General features: G+C 68.4%; 16 protein-coding genes and 1 pseudogene. 9 read left to right on the top strand and 8 right to left on the bottom strand.

What is annotated here, in order from left to right:
• Positions 1 to 85 precede the first annotated feature (85 nt).
• A pseudogene (locus tag ACFU5V_RS09200) lies at positions 86 to 223 on the top strand (cupin domain-containing protein); the annotation flags it as partial.
• Between the two features lie 22 nt (positions 224 to 245).
• On the opposite strand, the gene ACFU5V_RS09195 reads toward ACFU5V_RS09200, so the two are convergent.
• Entirely contained in the window at positions 246 to 1,094 is an 849-nt protein-coding gene (locus tag ACFU5V_RS09195; protein ID WP_378436468.1) for an aldo/keto reductase, read from the bottom strand.
• Between the two features lie 138 nt (positions 1,095 to 1,232).
• Here ACFU5V_RS09195 and ACFU5V_RS09190 point away from each other — a divergent pair, with 138 nt between their 5' ends.
• Complete coding sequence (locus ACFU5V_RS09190) at positions 1,233 to 1,826, top strand: class I SAM-dependent methyltransferase (RefSeq protein WP_072944753.1); 594 nt, start codon at positions 1,233 to 1,235, stop codon at positions 1,824 to 1,826.
• A gap of 68 nt (positions 1,827 to 1,894) precedes the next feature.
• Positions 1,895 to 3,535: an ABC-F family ATP-binding cassette domain-containing protein gene (locus tag ACFU5V_RS09185; RefSeq protein WP_378698597.1), complete on the top strand. Its 1,641-nt coding sequence runs from the start codon at positions 1,895 to 1,897 to the stop codon at positions 3,533 to 3,535.
• Here ACFU5V_RS09185 and fdxA read toward each other — a convergent pair whose 3' ends face one another.
• A complete protein-coding gene (gene fdxA / locus ACFU5V_RS09180; protein ID WP_005244047.1) occupies positions 3,536 to 3,862 on the bottom strand; it encodes a ferredoxin in 327 nt (108 codons plus the stop codon).
• A 77-nt stretch (positions 3,863 to 3,939) separates the two neighbouring features.
• The gene (locus ACFU5V_RS09175; RefSeq protein ID WP_378698595.1) at positions 3,940 to 5,022 is read right to left on the bottom strand and encodes an esterase-like activity of phytase family protein; all 1,083 of its coding nucleotides are present in this window, start codon (positions 5,020 to 5,022) and stop codon (positions 3,940 to 3,942) included.
• A gap of 120 nt (positions 5,023 to 5,142) precedes the next feature.
• On the opposite strand from ACFU5V_RS09175, the gene ACFU5V_RS09170 reads away from it, so the two are divergent.
• The 5 genes from ACFU5V_RS09170 (at position 5,143) to ACFU5V_RS09150 (ending at position 11,365) form a co-directional block, all read left to right on the top strand.
• Positions 5,143 to 5,448 (top strand): helix-turn-helix transcriptional regulator, encoded by a 306-nt coding sequence (locus ACFU5V_RS09170; RefSeq protein WP_072944757.1) that lies wholly within the window; start codon positions 5,143 to 5,145, stop codon positions 5,446 to 5,448.
• Positions 5,441 to 5,980 (top strand): hypothetical protein, encoded by a 540-nt coding sequence (locus tag ACFU5V_RS09165; protein WP_378431826.1) that lies wholly within the window; start codon positions 5,441 to 5,443, stop codon positions 5,978 to 5,980. Before ACFU5V_RS09170 ends, ACFU5V_RS09165 begins: the two co-directional genes overlap by 8 nt.
• Before the next feature lie 29 nt (positions 5,981 to 6,009).
• Positions 6,010 to 6,906: an ABC transporter ATP-binding protein gene (locus ACFU5V_RS09160; RefSeq protein WP_378431825.1), complete on the top strand. Its 897-nt coding sequence runs from the start codon at positions 6,010 to 6,012 to the stop codon at positions 6,904 to 6,906.
• Positions 6,903 to 8,096 carry an ABC transporter permease gene (locus ACFU5V_RS09155; RefSeq protein WP_378698593.1) on the top strand — a complete coding sequence of 398 codons (1,194 nt, stop codon included), beginning with the start codon at positions 6,903 to 6,905 and terminating at the stop codon, positions 8,094 to 8,096. Before ACFU5V_RS09160 ends, ACFU5V_RS09155 begins: the two co-directional genes overlap by 4 nt.
• An 89-nt stretch (positions 8,097 to 8,185) precedes the next feature.
• Entirely contained in the window at positions 8,186 to 11,365 is a 3,180-nt protein-coding gene (locus tag ACFU5V_RS09150) for a multicopper oxidase family protein (RefSeq protein WP_378699069.1), read from the top strand.
• A gap of 9 nt (positions 11,366 to 11,374) precedes the next feature.
• Here the strand turns inward: ACFU5V_RS09150 and ACFU5V_RS09145 are convergent, their stop codons facing one another.
• Genes ACFU5V_RS09145 through ACFU5V_RS09130 form a run of 4 tightly spaced genes read right to left on the bottom strand, consistent with a single transcriptional unit; the run spans position 11,375 to position 16,410 of the window.
• Positions 11,375 to 11,842, bottom strand: coding sequence for an SRPBCC family protein (locus ACFU5V_RS09145; RefSeq protein WP_378698591.1), 468 nt, complete (start codon positions 11,840 to 11,842; stop codon positions 11,375 to 11,377).
• Positions 11,843 to 11,864: 22 nt separating this feature from the next.
• Complete coding sequence (locus ACFU5V_RS09140; RefSeq protein ID WP_378698589.1) at positions 11,865 to 12,851, bottom strand: antibiotic biosynthesis monooxygenase; 987 nt, start codon at positions 12,849 to 12,851, stop codon at positions 11,865 to 11,867.
• 17 nt (positions 12,852 to 12,868) lie between these two features.
• On the bottom strand, positions 12,869 to 15,586 hold the full coding sequence (locus tag ACFU5V_RS09135; RefSeq protein ID WP_378698587.1) for a molybdopterin-dependent oxidoreductase: 2,718 nt from the start codon (positions 15,584 to 15,586) through the stop codon (positions 12,869 to 12,871).
• A complete protein-coding gene (locus ACFU5V_RS09130) occupies positions 15,583 to 16,410 on the bottom strand; it encodes an FAD binding domain-containing protein (protein WP_378698585.1) in 828 nt (275 codons plus the stop codon). Before ACFU5V_RS09130 ends, ACFU5V_RS09135 begins: the two co-directional genes overlap by 4 nt.
• Positions 16,411 to 16,589: 179 nt before the next feature.
• Here ACFU5V_RS09130 and ACFU5V_RS09125 point away from each other — a divergent pair, with 179 nt between their 5' ends.
• Positions 16,590 to 18,095: a carboxyl transferase domain-containing protein gene (locus tag ACFU5V_RS09125; RefSeq protein WP_378698583.1), complete on the top strand. Its 1,506-nt coding sequence runs from the start codon at positions 16,590 to 16,592 to the stop codon at positions 18,093 to 18,095.
• Here ACFU5V_RS09125 and asnB read toward each other — a convergent pair.
• On the bottom strand, positions 18,092 to 19,933 hold the full coding sequence (asnB, locus tag ACFU5V_RS09120; protein WP_378698581.1) for an asparagine synthase (glutamine-hydrolyzing): 1,842 nt from the start codon (positions 19,931 to 19,933) through the stop codon (positions 18,092 to 18,094). The genes ACFU5V_RS09125 and asnB overlap by 4 nt on opposite strands.
• Positions 19,934 to 19,967: the final 34 nt, after the last annotated feature.

Raw genomic sequence — 19,967 nt, 5'->3', positions numbered from 1 at the left:
GTGCCGGAGGGGCAGCCCCCTCAGGTTAAACGTCGGAGAAAACGGAAATGAACCCCCCACCCCTCCCGTGCTGGTCCTCGGCGTGGATGTCGCGGCGGGCCACCAACCGCACCTGCTGGTCCCCCCGCGGCACTGGCAACGCGCGAAGCCCGAGGGCGACGAACCGACCCTCGTCAGTTGCGTCGTCACCCCGGGCTTCGACTTCGCGGACTTCCAGCTCTAGGCGCTCCGCGCTCGTGCGGGTGCTACGCGCCCAGGGTGTCCGGGTCGGGACCGATGCGCCCGTCGGCCCGGGTCAGCGAACCGACCGTGTTGATCTCGTCGGGGGTCAGTTCGAAGTCGAAGACGTCGAAGTTGGCGGCGATGCGCTCCGGCGTCACCGACTTGGGGATGACGACGTTGCCGATCTGCAGGTGCCAGCGGATGATCACCTGCGCGGTCGTCTTGCCGTGCGCGGCAGCGATCTTCGCGATGGACTCGTCCTCGAGGACGGTGCCCTGCCCCAGCGGGCTCCACGCCTCGGTCGCGATGCCCTTGCCGGTGTGGAAGGCACGCAGGTCGGCCTGGTTGAACCGCGGGTGCAGTTCCACCTGGTTGATCGCGGGCACCTCACCGGTCTCGGCGATCAGACGGTCGAGGGTCTGCGGGGTGAAGTTGGAGACACCGATCGACCGCGCACGCCCGTCGGCCTTGATCTTCTGGAAGGCTTTGAACGTGTCCACGTAACGGTCCGCGGACGGCACCGGCCAGTGGATGAGGTACAGGTCGACGTAGTCGAGGCCCAGCCGGTTCAGGCTGTCGTCGAACGCGCGGAGCGTGGAGTCGTAACCCTGGTCGTCGTTCCAGAGCTTGGTGGTGACGAACAACTCGTCACGGGCGATGCCGGAGTCCGCGAGCGCGCGGCCCACTCCGGTCTCGTTCTCGTAGATCTTGGCGGTGTCGATGCTGCGGTACCCGGCCTTCAGCGCCTCGGTGACCGCGGCGTGGCTCTCGTCGTCCGGCACCTGCCACACGCCGAAGCCGAGGGCAGGAATGCTGTTCCCGTCGTTGAGCGTGACCGTAGGTACAGGACTCTGTGCATTGTTGAAACCCATGAGAGTGTCCAACCGGGCGCCCGGACGGGATGTTCCCACCGTCTCAGAATGTGGACTTTCGCGTGTCGTTTCGGTATCACCGGGTAATCCGACGGCATCGGCGTTCAGGTGGTGACGCGCCCGGTGAAAGGGGCGGACATGGGCCTCGGATACACATTGGCCTACCGGTTCAAGATCACGCCGTGGGTGAAAGCGGGCCGGGTCTTCGGGAACCAGATCGAGACATTGATCGATCCCTTCGACGCACCACCGGGCGAGGTCCTCGACATCGGATGCGGCACCGGTGACCACGCCATCGAGATGGCCCGGCGCGGGTGGCAGGTGACGGGGATCGACACCGTCCAGCTGGCCCTCGACAAGGCGCGGTCCAAGGCACGGAAGGCGGGCGTCGACGTGCGGTTCATGCACGCGGACGCCACCGACCTCGAGCACGCCGTCGGTCGCGGGTACCACCTGATCCTGGACGTGGGGTGCTACCACGGGCTCAGTGACCACGCCCGGGTCGCGTATGCCGAGAACGTCACGACGGTGACCGAACCGCACGCCACGCTGTTGATGTTCGCGTTCGGGCCGGGACATCGCGGCCCGCTGCCGCGGGGGGTGTCCCGGTCCGACGTGGAGCGGACGTTCGAGAAGTGGAAGCTCGTGTCGGACGTCGACGCCGACACGACCGGCATGCCGGGACCCCTCAAGAAGGCCGATCCGCGCTGGTTCCGCCTCGTCAAGCGCTGACCCACCTGTGAGTACTTCTTAACCGCCCGCGGTTAACAAGTACTCACGGGTCCTGGGACAATCGCCAGGTGACTGCAACACTGCGCATCAGCGGACTGTCGGCTTCGCGCGGTGAGCGCACCCTGTTCTCCGGGCTCGACCTGACCGTCGCGCCCGGCGACGTGACCGGACTCGTCGGGGCGAACGGGGCAGGAAAGTCGACGCTGCTGACCACGCTCGCCGGGGTCGGGTCCGCGGACGTCGACGGCAGTATCGTGCTCAGCCCGCCCGACGCCGCCGTCGGCTACCTGGCCCAGGAACCGGATCGGATCGCCGGCGAGACCGTGCTCGACTTCCTCGGTCGCAGGACCGGCGTCACCGAGGCCGAGCACACCATGAACGCGGCCGCCGAAACGCTCGGCGAGTCGGACGAGGATCTCTACTCCCCCGCCCTCGAACGCTGGCTGGCGCTGGGCGGCGCCGACCTCGCCGAGCGCGCGGAGAAGGTCGTGAGCGAACTGGGGCTGGGAGTGCCGCTCGACGCACTCATGACGTCGCTGTCCGGTGGGCAGGCGGCGCGCGCCGGGTTGGCGTCGCTGCTGCTGTCCCGGTACGACGTGCTGCTGCTGGACGAGCCGACCAACGACCTCGACCTGGTGGGGCTCGAGCAGCTCGAGCGCTTCGTCGCCGAGAGCCGGGCGGCCCTGGTGGTGGTGAGTCACGATCGGGAATTCTTGGCGCGCACCGTGACCGGCATCGTGGAACTCGACCTCGCGCAGCAGCAGATCGCGGTCTACGACGGCAGCTACGACTCGTATCTCGCCGAACGGGAGATCGCACGCAGGCATGCCCGGGAGGCGTACGAGGAGTACGCGGGAACCCGTTCGGATCTCGAGGACCGCGCGCAGATGCAGCGGAACTGGATGGAGCACGGCGTCCGCAACGCCCGCCGCAAGGCGAAGGACAACGACAAGATCGGCAAGGGGCTGCGCACCGAGTCCACCGAGAAGCAGGCCGCGAAGGCCCGGCAGACGCAACGCCGGATCGAGCGGCTCGAGGTGGTCGAGGAGCCGCGCAAGGAGTGGGAACTGCGGATGGAGATCGCCGCCGCCCCGCGCAGCGGTTCGGTCGTGGCGACGGCGAACGGCGCCACCGTGGCATGGGGCGGGGACCGCGAGTTCACGTTCGGCCCGGTCACCACTCAGGTGGACTGGGGTGACCGGATCATCGTCACCGGCGCCAACGGCTCCGGGAAGACGACGCTGCTGAAGGTGCTGCTCGGCAAGATCGCGCTGGACGCGGGCACCGCCTCACTCGGTTCGGGTGTGGCGATCGGCGAGATCGATCAGGCCCGCGGCCTGTTCGAGGGCGCCGAGAAGGTGGCCGACGCGTTCGCGGCGCAGGTCCCGGACTGGCCGGACGCCGACGTGCGGACGCTGCTCGCGAAGTTCGGCCTCAAGGGACACCACGTGCTGCGGCCGGCGGCGTCGCTGTCGCCGGGCGAACGCACCCGCGCCGCCCTGGCCTTGCTGCAGGCGCGGGGCGTGAACCTGCTGGTGCTCGACGAACCCACCAACCACCTGGACCTTCCGGCGATCGAACAGCTCGAGCAGGCGATGGAGAACTTCGACGGCACGCTGCTGCTCGTCACCCACGACCGGCGGATGCTGGATTCGACGCGCAGCACCCGCCGCTGGCGGATGGACGGCGGCCGGTTGTCCGAGGAGTAGTCAGTCGCCCTCGGCCATGGGCGGCAGCGCCTTGACGAACGGCGGGTCGTAGTCGACCTTCCCGAGCTTCGCGGCGCCGCCGGGCGATCCCAGGTCGTCGAAGAAGTCGGCGTTCGCCTTGGTGTACTCGACCCACTGGTCCGGGACGTCGTCCTCGTAGAAGATCGCTTCGACGGGGCAGACGGGCTCACAGGCACCGCAGTCGACGCATTCGTCGGGGTGGATGTAGAGCATCCGGCCGCCTTCGTAGATGCAGTCGACGGGACATTCTTCGATGCATGCCTTGTCCAGAACGTCGACACAGGGCTCCGCGATGGTGTAAGTCACGTCAGTAATCCTGTCCTTTCCTGCCGTCCTGCGCGAATCGCCTCCACTCTGCCACTCAATTTCCCGAGGTCAACCTGTCAGTCGGCGGGTCCGACGGCGAGGAGATGGAACGTGGTCCTGCCGGCGCGTCCGAAGTTGTCGTCCGTCGCGACCACCAGTGAGCGCGATCCGTCCGGCAGCGTCGGCCCCCACGTGATGCCCTCGACACAGTCCGAGTCCGGCAGGACGTCGGCGAAGTCGAACACGCGTTGCTTGTCCATCCGACCCGCCGGGCCGTCGGCGCTCGCCAGGTAGAGCTTGCCCGTGAAACCCCGGCCGGGGATCATCGTCCGCTCCAGCACCAGGTACGTGTGCCCGTCGACGGCGAGGATCTCGGAGACGCCTGTCGCCTCGGGGACGGCACCGGGTGGCACCGCGTCCGCCGGGTACTCCCATTCGCCGAGGTACGCACCGCTCGCCCGGTCGAGCTTCAGAAGTTTTGCGGGCGTGGGCCCCTGGGGGTTCGCGGGCGGACCGTCCTGGGCCAGCGCGTTCTCGGTCATAGCGGAGACGGCCGAGCCGTCCGGGGCGACGGTCATAGCTTCGAATCCGAGGTTGTCGCGGATCCCCGACACGATCGCGCCGTTCTCCCCGAGGACGGGGCGGTACGCGTCGGGCAGGGGCAGGTCCCGGACGACGCGTCCGTCGCCGCTCGCCTGCCGGATGAAGCCGCCGACGCCGGCGCGGTCCGCCCCCTCGCTGGTGTAGAGGTAGCCATCGGTTCCCGGATTCCACCGCACCGATTCGGTGTCGGCAGACCCGGGCACGTAGGGGTTTCCGTCGACGTCGCGCAGCACCGTCACTCCGTCGAACACCGGTGCCGACAACGCGCCGTCCCGGATCGGCAGTGTGAGCGTGAAGAGCCGCACCGGCCCCTGCTCGCCGCGGTCGTCGCTGATCGCGACGTACCGGTCCCGGGCCGCGTCGTAGTCGATCCCGGACAGTCCGCCGATCACCTCGCCGGCGTAGCGCTCGCCGGTGGGGACACCGACCGAGCCGACGTAGCCGATCACGGGGAGGGCCGGAGGTGGTGCGGCCGAGCCGAAATCCACCGAGCCGAAACCTGGGAAGGTGAGCGCGAGCGGCAGCGCCGCGGACACGAGAGTTCTTGCTGTGGCCATGACTGCCGAACGTAGGTCGGGGACGGTGACACCGGCAGGCGCCCTCCCGGTGTCCGGGAAGCGTGCGAGACCTGTTGTACACGGTTGACAAACTGTTGGGTTTTCACAACACTTTGTTGCATGAGCCCAGTACGGCGCGGGGACTCCCTGCCCATTTACAACCGCATCGGCGTCCTGCGCGCCGAACGCGGGATGAGCCGGGCTCAGCTGGCGGGACTGATCGACGTCAACCCCCAGACCGTCGGCGCACTCGAACGGGGCGACCACTACCCCAGTCTCGACCTGGCGTTCCGTATCTCGTGGGTGTTCGAACTGCCGGTGGAGGCCATCTTCTCTCGCACCGAGTTCGGGCCCCTTTCCACCGAGCTGTACCGCACCGACCGACCGCCCTCCACGACAGGAAGCGGGGAGAGTTCCCATGCCTGAGACCAATCTGATCGAGAGGTACCAGGGGTTCCGGACGCGCAGATTCCTCCAGAACGAAAGCCGTTACCGCACCTGGCTGCCGCGGTGGCGGACGCGCAGCCGCAGGCGAATCCTGGTGGTCGCCCTCGCGGCGACGTTCGTGTTCATGACCGCCGTCGGGATCGTGTGTCATGTCGACATGACGGTCGGCCCGCTGCTCTGGCTGCCGGCGTGCCTGTTGTTCTTTCCGCTGTGGACGATGCTCCAGATCGTGTCCGGACGGCAGGGGGACGCGCCGCGCGACGCTCTCGACGAGTGGGAGATCCAGCAGCGCAACAGTGCCCGCTCGATCGGACTCACGGTCACCCAGCTGCTGACGCTGCTTCCGGCGATGTACCTGATCTTCGTCGGCGCGCTGGACGTCGATCACAGCAACGTGCCGTACGCCGCGGGACTGCTTGTCGTCACCGCGCTGATGGTCGGGGGTTGCACGCCGGCCATGATTCTCGGCTGGACCCGACCCGACCCCGAGCCCGACGACCCGGCCTCGTAGGAACATCCGCCTCCAGATGGGAAGGACCCATGTCTCACACCCTCACGATCGACGGCATCTCCAAACGGTACGGTGACGTCGTCGCACTCGACGACCTGTCCTTCGAGGTCCGCCCCGGTGAGATCTTCGGTTTCGTCGGCAGCAACGGCGCGGGCAAGACCACCACCATGCGCATCGCGCTGGGCGTTCTGTCCGCCGATTCCGGCGAGGTCCGGCTGGGCGGCAATCCGGTCGACCTGGACGTGCGGCGCACCATCGGCTACATGCCGGAGGAACGCGGGCTGTATCCGAAGATGAAGGTGGGCAAGCAACTCGCCTACCTCGCCGAGTTGCACGGCATCTCCCGCTCCGCGGCGCGGGACGCCGTCGCCCGCTGGACCGAGCGACTCGGCATCGCGGACCGTGTCGGCGACACCGTCGACGCACTCTCGCTCGGCAATCAGCAACGCGTCCAACTGGCCGCCGCGCTGGTCCACGACCCCGCGGTGCTGGTTCTCGACGAACCCTTCTCCGGGCTCGACCCCGTCGCGGTGGACGTCATGAGCGACGTACTGGTGGAGAAGGCGAACACCGGAGTGCCGGTGATCTTCTCGAGCCATCAGCTCGAACTCGTCCAGCGCCTGTGCCATCGCGTGGGCATCATCAGCCACGGCCGGATGCGTGCGGTCGGCACCGTCGACGAACTGCGCGGCGCAGGCAAGGCCCAACTGGAGGTCCACGCGCCGGAGGCGCCGGTGGGCTGGGCCCATCACCTCGACGGGGTCACCACGATCAGTCACCTCGACGGCCGCACGCTGCTGTCGCTCGACGACCACGTGGACGATCAGCTGGTCCTGCATACTGCCCTGAAAACCGGCCCGGTGCACGAATTCTCGCTGCACAGGCCCACTCTGACCGATTTGTTCCGAGAGGTGGTCACGGCATGAGTGCCCCACTGAGCCCCGCCCGCGCGATCGGCCTCGTCGCCCGCCGCGAATTCCTCACCCAGGTGGCGAAGAAGAGCTTCGTCATCAGCAACGTGATCATCCTGCTGGCCATCGTGGGCGGCATCGTCGCGTATTCGCTGTTCTCGGGCGGCGACGAAGACCGGGCGACCATCGGACTCGTCGGCGACCAGTCGCTCGCGCCCGTTCTCGTCGCGACCGGTGACGCGACCGGCACCCCGGTCGACGTCGTCCCGGCGGCCGGCGAACAGGCCGCACGGGACCAGGTGGGCAGCGGTGACCTCGACGTCGCGCTGATTCCGGGCACCGGCGGATCGGTCACGGCCGTCACCGAATCCGAGCTGAGCTCCGGGCTTCGCACCGTGATCGACGCGGCCGTGATGCAGCAGGCTCAGGCCGGCGCCCTCGCCGCGCAGGGTGTGGACCCCGCGGAACTCGCCGCCGCGACCGGCGGGGCGGTCGTCACCGTCGACGCTCTCGACCCGCCCGACCCGGAGAAGGGGCAGCGCGTCGCCCTGTCCGTCGCCGTGGTCGTCCTGCTGTACATGCAGATCATGATGTTCGGCATGTACGTGGCGATGGGTGTGGTCGAGGAGAAGTCGAGCCGCGTCGTGGAACTGCTCCTGTCGACGCTGCGGCCGCTGCAACTGCTGTGGGGCAAGGTGATCGGCATCGGCGCGGTCGGACTCGTCCAGCTGACCGCCTACGGTGTGGCCGGCGTCGCGGCCGGACTCGCGACGGGCGTGCTCACCGTGACCGGGACCGCGCTCGGGGTGCTGGCCGGAACGCTCGGCTGGTTCGTGCTCGGATTCGCGTTCTTCGCCGTCCTCTACGCCGCGGCCGGGTCGATGGTGTCGCGGCAGGAGGATGTCAATGCCACTGCGTCGCCGCTGATGGTTCTGATCGTGATCATGTTCTTCAGCGCCTTCTCGTCGGTGAGCAACCCGGACGGCACCCTGAGCAACGTGCTCAGCTGGATTCCGCCGTTCTCCGCGATCCTGATGCCGCTGCGCATCGCCGCCGGCGTGGCGTCCCCGGTCCAGGTCGTCGTCACCATCGCCCTGATGCTCGCGGTGACCGCCGCGCTCAGCGTGCTGGCCGCGAAGATCTACCAACGCTCGATCCTGCGGATCGGCAAGGTCGTGTCCTGGAAGGAGGCGCTCGGGAGGTAGTGAATTCCCGGCGCCCGCCCAAGTTCCCCGGGTAGTCTTCGAATCGTCGATCGATGCTGCTCAGCTGCCGTTTCGGAACGGGGAACACCATGGTCGTCCGCCGCAGGAAGCCGCTCGTCGCCCTCGCCGTCACCGTGGTCGGGTGCATGACGTTGATGCTGACGGCATGCACGTCCGACGAGCCGACCACTGCGGGCGGTGGCAACGCCGGCCCCGACGGCACCCCGGTCGCCTTCGAAGAGCCGGTCAGGCTGTCGAGCGAGAACGGGGTGCTCGAGGTCCGGCTGTCGGCCCACCAGGGCACCGTCGACCTCGACACCGTGTCGGAGCCGGTGTCCGGCTTCCTGGTCTTCGGATACGAGGTTCTGCAGGGCACCAGTTCGAACGGCTCGACCACGGGCGACGACGTCTACCCGGCGCCGACGTTGCGCGTCGATCCGGGCGAGCGCCTGATCATCCACTACGACAACGATCTGCGGGACCTGACGATCGAGGACTTCTACGACCCCGCGTTCACACCGGCGGGCGGAGACGTCCCGATCTATCCGCCGGCCCTCGAGTCCGCGCCGCTGAATCTGCACACCCACGGTCTGCACGTGAGCCCGGACGGCAACGCCGACAACGTGCTGCTCGACATCCCCGCCGGGATGGGCAACGTCTACGACTACGCGGTCCCGAAGGACATGCCGAACGGCATGTACTGGTACCACAGTCACCGTCACACCATGACCGCGCAGCAGACGTATGCGGGGCTCGCGGGACTGCTGGAGATCGGCAGGCCCGACGGCAACCTTCCCCTGGTGACGCAGAACGACGTCCCCATCCGCGACATGGCGTTGCAGTACAACTTCGTCTTCGACCGTAAAGGCAACGGCCACCAGCTGAACGACCCGAACTGGCCGCAGTTCGTCAGCACGCTGAAGCCGCCGGAGGGGACCGAGCTCGCCGACGGCACGTACGAGCCGAGCCTGGCGCCCGTGAACTTCTCGGAGACGACGGAGGGGGCCCAGTACGTCACCAACTGGTATGCCGGTCCGCTGTCCCCGGCCAATCATCGCGGTCAGAACCAGTTCGTGCCGGGCAATCTGCAGAGTTTCCGCAGTGATTCGACGAACGTGCCCGCCGATCCGTCGCTACCCGACAACGAGCGCGACGTGCAGTACACGATCAACGGGCAGTTCCAGCCGGAGCTGAAGCTGAAGCCGGGCCAGACGGAGATCTGGGTGCTGGCCAACATCAGCGACTTCGCGTACATGCCGCTCCGGCTCACCGAGACCGCGACGGGCACGCATCCCCAGTTCTCGATCGTCGGCCAGGACGGCAACCCCTTCACGCAGGTGCAGCGGCCGGTCGGCGGTGACGGAACCCGGCTCGTCATCCCGCCGGGGTCGCGGTACGCGATCGCGGTGACGATGCCGGACACCGGCGATCTGGTGCTCGACATGCCGCCGCTGGACGGCGCGAAACCCGTCACCAATCCCGGCGTGCTCTACACGAACAACGGCACCGGCAACCCGCCGGCCGAACTGGGCACGGTGACCGTCGACCCGTCCGTCATCAGCTACGCGGACGGCTTCTTCACCTTCCCCACCCAGACTCTCGTCCACGTCACTCCCGACAGCGGCGAAGGGCGGACCACGCCGTTCGAACCCGGCCAGAACCTCGACGCGTACACGTCGTTCGTGGACACGTCGGTGATGACACCCGACGTGAAGCGCACCCTCACGGTGTCCGGCGGGTTCGGCAACGAGAAGGCCAGCAACAGCGACCCGAAGGCGTTCACGTACGAATTCGACGACAACACGTTCCCGAACATCCCGTTGATCCAGCCGCGCCTCAATTCGGTCGAGGAATGGACGATCACGAACCTCAACAACGACGAGCATCCGATGCACATCCACGTCAACGACTTCCAGGTGATGGAAATCGTCGATCCGATCGCAGGCACCCGGACCGGGGTGCAGCCGTGGGGTGAGGACAACGTCAACGTGCCCGCGCCCGTCACGGACGCGAACGAGAATCCGCTGGTGCCGGCATCGGTGACGCTGCGCACCAAATTCACGGAATACACCGGCACTTTCGTGATCCACTGCCACCGCCTCAACCACGAGGACAACGGGCTGATGGCCACCGTCAACGTGATCCCCGAGGTGTCGACGTACGCGGTGGCGGTCCCGGGAACGCCGGGCACCCCCGCCACCGTGCAGGTCCACGACGGCAACGGCGACAAGGTGATCGCCTCCGTCACCCCGTTCCCGGCGTTCGAGGGCGCCCCGACGGTCGCGATGGCCGACGTCAACGGCGACATGATTCTCGACCTCGTCGCCGGGACCGGTGCGGGCGTCGCGCCGGAGGTCGTCGCGTACGACGGCAACGATGTCGGCTCCGGCCCGTTCACCGCGGAGCTGACCCGGTTCGCCCCGTTCGACACCGGCTTCCGCGGGGGCGTGAACGTCGCGGGCGCGGACATCGACGGAAACGCGCTGGCCGACAACATCATCGTCGGCACCGGACCCGGCACCGAAACGCAGGTGACGGTGTTCTCGTCCACCCTGCCGACGGAGAAGGGCGCGGCACCCGAGACGTTCTCGACGTTCACCCCCTACCCCGGTTCGCAGTCCGGGGTCACCGTCGCCACCGGCCTGGTCGACACCGCCTCGGGCCGGGCGAGCATCGTCACCGCCCCGGGGCCGGGAGAGGCGCCTCGCGTGAAGACGTTCCGGTACGACCTGTTCGAGCCCACCGCCGCGGCGCAGGCCGACGGCACCGCGGACGAGCACGCCGGCCACACCGGCGGACCGCGGACGACGTCGGAGTTCCTGGCCTTCGACGAGAACTACCTCGGCGGCGTCTCCCTCTCGACGGGGTGGGTCGCCGGAGCCGAGGGCGGAGCGAAGAGCATCGTCACCGGCATGCTGGGCGGCGACGGCACCGTCCGGGTGTGGTCGAGCGGGTCACGCCTCGACGGTGAGCCGGGCATGTATCTGGAGAGCCCGGACCACCACTCCAGCGACGTCGTGTTCACGCAGATCGCGTCGTTCGCACCGTTCGCCGGCGGCACCCCCGGCAGCGGCGTGCAGGTCGCCACGACCAGCACCACCACGGGCGCCGACCTGCTCGTCAGCGGCGCCGGGCCGGGCGGGGCGGAGGTGCGCAAGTTCGGGCTGGGACGCCCCGACCCGCAGGCCACGACGCTGGTGCCGCTGCCCCTGGGCACGCTGCCTGCGCTCCCCGCGACGCAGGGGTCCGTGCCGCTCGGCGGCCGGTAGATGCCGGTGTCAGGCGGTCCGCTTCTCGGCGGCGGCCGCGATGTCGTCGAGATCCTGACGGATCATCTTGGTGGTGGCTTTCAGTGCGAACGAACCGAACACCTTCATCAGGAAACGTGAAAAGGCACCCATGCCGGTTGCTTCCGCCGAGAAGTGAAACGTCAGGGTGGTGCCGTCGCCGGCGGGGGCCAGGGTGAAGACCGTCGTGTAGTCGGCGCCGCGGGACGACGCCTTCACCACGGTGCGCTTCTCCGGGTCGATCTCCGCGACCCACATCTCCTCGGACGACGACTTGCCGAACAGCACCCGGGTCTCACGCCACCGCGTGCCGACCTCGTATTTCGTCGAGTCCAGCCGCTCGAGCTTCTCCACGCCACTCAGAACCGACTCCGCGTTGTCCAGGTCGGTGAGGACATTCCATACCGCGCTCGCGGGCGCGTCGATCGTTCGGCTCACTCGGATTTCCGAGGCTGACATGTGGCACCCGTTTCTCTCGGTGTCAGGGCAGGGTCCAGAACTGGGTGGTCACCAGATAGAAGACGACGACCCAGAACACCATAGCCCCGACGACGACGGCGAGCCCTCGACGGTTCGTCCGTGCTTCGGGAACGCCCGGGGCAGGCCGCAGCCAGTGCCCCAGTATCCGGTTCACGTAGTACGGCATCGTCACGAAGCTCATGATGAAGCTGGACAGCAGATTCCCGACGAGCAGGCCGAGCCACAGCGGCATCTTCAGCGGCGACAGCACGAGGGTGAGGATCACGACCGTCGGATAGAGGCCGACCCACACCGCGATCGACGTCTTGGTCTCGGACGGCGGCGGCGCCTCGTGTCCGTTCTCGTCGAACGCGAACCAGCTGCCGAACGAGTTGTCGATGGTGCGCAGTTCGAAGTCGTGGAACTTCTCCCCCTCCGCGAGCAGCTCCCGACGTGTCGCCGAGGTGAGCCACGTGTCGAGGTCGGCGGCGTTGTCGTAGCGGTACAGCGCGGTCCACTCGTCCTGGACACCTTCGACGGGGCGGAACAGTTCGCTCCCGCGGAAGCCGTCGAACCTGCTCTCCTCCACACGCAGTCGGTCCTGCCAGGCGAGGAAGTCGTCGACGTGTTCCGGACGGACACGGTGCGTCACGACCACCGTCACGAGCGGATCCGCCTCCCGCACACCGCCGCCGGTGATGACCTGCTGGGTGGCGGGGCCGTCGAAGTACGGCTGCCCCGCGTCCAGCCGGTTCTGCCGGGTGGCGCTGTTGATCCACGCCTGCACGTGGGCGACGGAATCGAAGCGGTAGACCACCACCCAGTCCGGTTGCACGGCGGTGGGTGCGGAGATCTCGGCGCCCAGAAATCCGGGGTAGCGGGACGCGGCCGCGTTCATCTCCCGCTGCCACGCCTCGAAGGCCTCCTCGGAACCGGCACGCACTTTCTGGCCGATGATGACCGTCGCGGCGCTGCCGGCGACCTTCTCGGTGGGTTTCTCGGTGTCCATCGCCCTCTCCTCACGGTTCAGGTCGTCGGAACCGATCGGTTCTCGCCGATGCGGCTGTAGATGCGTTCGGGGGTGAGCGGCAATTCGCGGAAGCGCACGCCCGTCGCGTCTTCCAGCGCGTTGGCCAGAGCAGGCGCCACCGGGTTGATGCAGCACTCCGCCATTCCCTTCGCACGCATCGGCCCGACGGAGTCCGAAGAATCGACCAGCAGCACTTCGGTCCGGGGAACGTCGGCGAAGGTGGGGATGCGGTAGTTGCGCAAGTTGGGGTTGGTCATCACACCGTTGTCGTCGACGTGGAAGTTCTCGGTCAGCACGAATCCGATGCCCTGGGCGACGCCGCCCTCGATCTGGCCGCGCACCTGCACCGGGTTGATGATGACCCCGGCGTCCGTGGCCTGGACGCTGTCGAGGATGCGGATCTCGCCCGTCACCCGGTGGACGGCGATGCGGAAACCGTGGGCGTTGGAGACGACGCTGCGCGGCGACCCGTACGCCTTCCGCGCCTCCGTGAACCGGATGCCGCGGGGGCGGGCGGCGTCGAGGAGTTCGGTCAACGGCACCCGTGTGCCGTCGCAGAGCACCGCATCGTCGTCCATCGAACAGGACGCGACGTCGACCCCGGTATGCGCGGCGGCGAACGCCAGGATGCGGGTGCGCAGCGCTTCCGACGCCTGCGACACGGCGTTACCCGCGACGAAGAGGCCCGCACTGGCGAACGCGCCCGTGTCGAAACCCGTGCGGTCGGTGTCGGACTGAACGAGACGCACCCGCGCCGGCGTGGTGCCGAGCTGGGTGGCCGCGATCTGCACGTGCGCCGTTGACGTCCCCTCACCGAATTCGACGGTGCCGACGGCGAGTTCGTACACGCCGTCGTCGCCGAGCGTCGCCCACGCCTCCGAGATGTGCTCGGTCGGGGGCGCGGTCTCGTGCAGCCCACACGCGGTGCCCACGCCGACGAGCCACTCCTCGCCCGGCACCTGCCCGTTCCCGGTCCGTCCCAGTGCGGCGTCCACGAGGTCGATGCACTGCCCGAGCCCGTCTTCCCCGAACACGACGTCGTCGGGCCCGTCGTCGATCGCCACCAGTGAGTCACCGGGGCGGACGATGTTGCGGCGCCGCAACTCGACGGGGTCGATGCCCAGCGCGACCGCCAGTTCGGTGATGGCGGACTCGACCGCGAACGCGGGCTGCGTCATGCCGTACCCGCGCAGCGCCCCGCTGGGCACGGTGTTCGTGTAGACGGAGTACGCGTCGAACTTCTTGTTGAGGCACCGGTACGTCGAGATCGCGGCGCCGGCGGCGAACAGCGTCTCGCCCCCGTGGTTGCCGTACGCGCCCGTGTTCGACACGTTGCGCACCTGGAACGCCGTGAGTGTGCCGTCGGACCGGGCGCCGAGTGTGACCGTCAGCTTCATCGGGTGCCGCGGCGACGCCGTCGTGAACTCTTCTTCCCGGGTGAACTCGAGGGAGACCGGCCTGCCCGTGTCGAGGGTGGCGAGCGCAACCAGATCCTCCGTGATCACCTCCTGCTTGCCGCCGAACGCGCCACCGACCCGCTCGCAGAACACCCGCAGCTGGTCGGGACGCAGGTCGAACAGGTGAGCCAGCTTGACCTTCGCGATCGACGGCGACTGCGAACTCGTGCGCACGTGCAGGCGGCCGTCCCCCATCCAGGCGATCGACCCGTGCGTCTCGAGATGCGCGTGCTGCACCCGCGGCGTGAAGTACGTGCCCTCGTGGATCACGTCGGCCTCGGCGAACCCGGCCTCGACGTCCCCCACTTCACCGTGCAGTTCGAGCAGAATGTTGCGCACGGGGTCCTGAACGAACGGGTCGTCCGAACCGTGCAATTGCGGTGCGCCGTCGGCCATCGCCTCCTCCGGGTCGAACACCGCAGGCAGCACGTCGTACTCGACGACCACTCTGCGGCAGCCCTCCTCCGCGGCGCCGACCGTGTCCGCCACCACCGCGACCACCCGCTGTCCGGCGAAGCGGACCGTGTCGTCGAGGATGTACGTGTCGTCGGGGTCGACGAGGTGATCGGTGTGGATCGCGGTCGTGTACAGCTTCCGGGGCACGTCCTTCCACGTGTACACGCGGTGCACTCCGGGGACGGCGAGCGCCGCGGTCGTGTCGATCGAGACGATGCGGGCATGGGCGTGCGGCGAATGCAGCACCTTCATGTGCAGCAGGCCCTCGATCTCGGTGTCCATCGTGAATCGGGCGCGGCCAGTGACGACGTCGGTGGCCGCGGGCGCCCCGACGCTGGCGCCGACGGCCCGGCCCGGTTCGGCGACCTCGATCGCGGCGACACCGTTCACGGCGTCCTCGATCGCGCGGTAGCCGGTGCAGCGGCACAGATTCCCCTTCAGCGCGCGAGGCAGGTCGGCTTTCTGCGCGTCGGTGAACGTCGCCGACGTCATGATCATCCCCGCGGTGCAGAATCCGCACTGGAACCCGGGGGCGTCCCGGAACTGCCGCTGCAGCGGATGCAGGTCGTCCGGCGAACCGAGGCCCTCGATGGTGGTCACCTCCCGTCCTTCGGCCCGGAACGCGGGTGTGATGCAACTGTGCACCGGATCGCCGTCGAGCCACACCGTGCACGCGCCGCAATCGCCTGCGTCGCAACCCTTCTTGACACCGTGATGACCGAGCGAACGCACGAACGTCCGCAGGCACTGCCCGGGATTCGGCTCCTCGTCGAACGTCCTGCCGTTGACGGTGTACGTCATCGCCGACCTCCTGCCGCGAGTTCGGTCCGGATCTCCTCGGCGTAATGCTTCGCGAGGTGACGGCGGTGGTCGGGGGTGCCGTTGGGGTCGTCGAACCACACGTCCTCGGGCAACGCGTCGATACTCTGCTGCAGCGTGCCGGCGTCGGGCACGGCGTCGAACGCGAACCGGATCGGACGGGTGGTGCCCGCCGTGATCGTGAGCAGCAGGTCGTCGGCATCGGGCGACCGGGTGCCGATCATGAACAGTGTCGACCTGCCCAGGTGGGTCAGCGTGAACCGGCGGTGCGCGTGACGCTTGCGCAGGGCGCCGATCGGGATGTCGATGCGCCGCAGGATCTCACCCGGCGCGAGGACGTTCTCGTGGTTGCCCGTGACGAAGTCGGCGGCGTCCACGGTGCGTTCGGACCCGTCGGCCGCCCACAGCGTGTACGTCGCCTCGAGCGCGACGGCCATCGTGATCATCGGGCCCGCCGGCAGCGACATGCAGATGTTGCCGCCCACCGTCGCCGAATTCCAGACCTTGAACGACGCCAGGAACGCCTCACAGCTCGTTGCGAACACCGAGCCGGCGAGCCAGTCGCCCGGCGGCGCAAAGGCATACAGGTCACGGACCGTGCACGTCGCCCCGATCTCCAGACCCGCATCGCTCGGCACCAGCGAATCCCAGCCGAGCGCCGTCAGATCGACGAGCCTGCGCAGGCCCGGTTGCGGCTCGGAGAACAACCACGTTCCCCCGGCCAGCCACGCGTCGCCCTCCCGCCACTGCGGACCCGGCCGGTCGGGTGGGCGCCGCACGACATCGGTGATGGTATTGAGGTCCATATGACTGCTCCACTCGGGGAAAGTGTCGTCGTTTTCGTACCCGGCCTGCGTCAACTCACCTGACTCTAGACACCGTGACAGCCGTACCGGCGTTTTTTGCCTTGTTCCACCCGCGCTTGCGACCGTCACCCGTCGTAGCAGACATCTGCCGCCCCGGCCCGACCGTTACTCTCAGGTCCATGGCCGCCAAGATCTCCGCCCACGACGTGCTCGAGTTGGTACTGGACGCAGGCAGCTTCGTCTCCTGGGACACCACGCCCGTCGACGCGCGGCCGAACGAGAAGTACCGCGCCGACCTGCAGAAGGCCGCCGAGAAGTCGGGTGTCGACGAATCGGTGATCACCGGCGTCGGCACCGTCCGCGGTCGCCCGGTCGCGGTCATCGCCTGCGAGTTCGCGTTCCTCGCCGGTTCGATCGGTGTGGCCGCCGCCGAGCGGATCGTCTCCGCGATCGAACGCGCCACCCGCGAGGGCCTCCCCCTGCTGGCCTCCCCGACGTCGGGCGGCACCCGCATGCAGGAGGGCACCGTCGCGTTCGTGCAGATGGTGAAGATCGCGGCCGCCGTCGCCACCCACAAGGCCGCGCATCTCCCCTACCTGGTGTATCTGCGGAACCCCACCACCGGCGGTGTGTTCGCGTCCTGGGGCTCGCTCGGGCACATCACGGTGGCCGAACCCGGTGCGCTCGTCGGGTTCCTCGGGCCCCGCGTCTACGAGGCGCTGTACGGCGAGAAGTTCCCCGAAGGGGTGCAGACGTCCGAGAACCTGTACCGCAACGGCGTCATCGACGGCGTCGTCCCCGCGACCCGCCTGCGCAGGCTCGTCCATCGGGCGCTGCGGGTGCTGATCGATCCGCCGGCACCGGCCCCCGCCACCGAACCGGTGGCGGACGTCGACATCCCCGACGTGCCCGCGTGGCAGTCGGTGATGCTGTCGCGGCGCGCCGACCGGCCCGGCATCCGCCACCTGCTGCGGCACGCGGCCACCGAGCAGGTGCCCCTCAGCGGCACCGGTCAGGGCGAGACCGAGGGGACGGTGCTGTTGTCGCTGGCGCGTTTCCGCGGCGCGCCGTGCGTGCTGCTGGGCCAGGACCGCGCCGGCCAGTCGGCGCTGAACACGATGGGGCCCGCCGCCCTCCGCGAGGCACGCCGCGGCATGCGGTTGGCCGAGGAGTTGCAGATCCCCCTCGTCCTCGTGATCGACACTCTCGGTGCGGCGTTGTCCCAGGAGGCCGAGGAGCGCGGGTTGGCCCCCGAGATCGCGCGCTGCATCTCCGACCTCGTGACGTTGAAGACGCCGACCGTGTCCGTTCTGCTCGGTCAGGGCACGGGCGGCGGGGCGCTGGCGTTCCTGCCCGCCGACCGTGTGCTCGCCACGCAGAACGGGTGGCTTGCCCCGCTGCCACCCGAAGGTGCCAGCGCCATCGTGCACCGCGACACCACCCACGCACCCGAGATGGCGGCCGCCCAGGGCATCCGTTCCCTCGACCTGCTGCGGGACGGCGTCATCGACGCCATCATTCCCGAGCATCCGGACGCCGCCGACGAGGCCGTCGACTTCTCCAAGCGGGTCGGCGAGGCCATCTCCCGGGAACTCCGCGCCCTGACCGGGGTTCCGGAGAGCGAGCGCTTCGCGGCCAGGCTCGCCCGCTACCGGAACCTCGGGCTGGGTCACGGCCTCGGCTAGGACAGTTTGATGGTCGGCTTGTACATGTCCATCCACAACGCGAGGTCGAGCGTGCGCTCGAGTCCGCGGCGCGACACCTGAGTGATCTGCGGGCTGCCGACGGACACCGCCCGCGACAGCCAGTCCGCGCTGACCAGACCGAACACCGGGTGCGAGGGGTCGCCGAGCAGATCTTTGCCGTGCTGCTGCAACGCCACCGCATACTTCGGGTCCTGGGTGGACGGGTACGGCGACTTCACGCGGTCGATCACCGACTGCGGCAGCACATCCCTGGTCGCGGCCCGCAGCAGCGACTTCTCCTTGCCGTCGAACGTCTTCAGCGACCACGGCGTGTTGTACACGTACTCGACCAGCCGGTGATCGCAGAACGGCACCCGCACCTCGAGTCCGACAGCCATGCTCGCGCGGTCCTTGCGGTCGAGGAGGACCCGGACGAAACGCGTCAGATGCAGGTAGCAGATCTTGCGCATCCGCCATTCGAAGTCGGATTCGCCGTCCAGCCGGTCGATCCCGGATATCGCCGCGTCGTACGAATCCTGCACGTAGTCGTCGATGTGCAGCCCCGCCGTCACGTCCGGGGTGAAGATGTTGCTCTCGTCGCCGAAGTGCTCGGCGAATTGCACGAGCCACGGGAAGGTGTTCGCCTGTTGCGCCTTCGGGTCGAAGAACTGCTTGTACCCGCCGAACACCTCGTCGGCCGACTCTCCCGACAACGCCACGGTGGAGTGCTGACGGATCGCTTTGAACAGCAGGTACAGTGACGCGTCCATGTCGCCGAGGCCCATGGGAATGTCGCGTGCCCGGATGACCTTCGCGCGCACCGCGGGATCCGCCAGGTCGTCGGAGTCGAGGACGATGTCCTGGTGCGCGGTTCCGGACCTGCGGGCCACGTCGTGCACGTACGGAGTGTCCGGGGTGCCCCGCAGTTCGTCCGCGACGAAATGTTCGGTCTGCCCGACGAAGTCGACGGCGAACGTGCGGACCGTCTCCCCCACCTCGGCGAGTTGCCCGGCGGTTATGCCCGTCATCGCCGAGGAGTCGAGACCACCGGACAGCAGCGTGCAGCGCGGCACGTCGGCGACCAGTTGCCTGCGCACGATGTCGTCGAGCAGTTCGCGGACGTGCGCGACGGACGTGTCCCGGTCGTCCGTGTGCGGGCGGGTCTGCAGGGTCCAGTACCGGTGCGTGCGCAGGCCGGCACGCGAGACGGTGACCACCGTGCCGGGCTCCACCTCACGCATGCCGTCCCAGACGGCGTGGCCCGGCGTCTTCACGAACGCGAACAGCTCACGGATCCCGTCCATCGTGACAGTCGGCTCGGCGATCGGATTGGCAAGGATCGCCTTGGGTTCCGAACCGAACAGCACCCCGTCGGGGGTCTCGTAGTAGTAGAACGGCTTGATGCCCATGCGGTCGCGGATCATCACCAAGGTGTCGGTCCGCGAATCCCAGACGGCGAACGCATACATGCCGTTGAGGCGCTCCGCGACGGCCTCCCCCCACTCCAGATATCCGTGGAGCACCACCTCGGTGTCGGAGTGCGTGGCGAACCGGTGACCGCGCCCGTACAGTTCCTCGCGCAGTTCACCGAAGTTGTACACCTCCCCGGAGTAGACCATCGCGACGGGTCCGCCGGGGGTGTCCGCACTCATCGGCTGATGCCCGCCCGGCAGGTCGATGATCGCGAGCCGTCGATGCCCGAGCGCCGCATGTTCGACGACCCACGTACCGCGATCGTCCGGCCCCCGGCAGTTCATCGTCTCGGCCATGGCATCCACGGTGGACTGTTCGGCGCGTAGATCGCGGTCGAACGAGATCCATCCGGTGATTCCGCACATGTGTTCCTCCGACTGTCGCTGGCGCTCGTCCTTC

This window comes from Rhodococcus sp. NPDC057529, from assembly GCF_042802055.1.
Lineage (GTDB): Bacteria > Actinomycetota > Actinomycetes > Mycobacteriales > Mycobacteriaceae > Rhodococcus_F.
The sequence above is the reverse complement of the archived record's forward strand: the minus strand, read 5'-3'. Positions and strand labels throughout refer to the sequence as shown.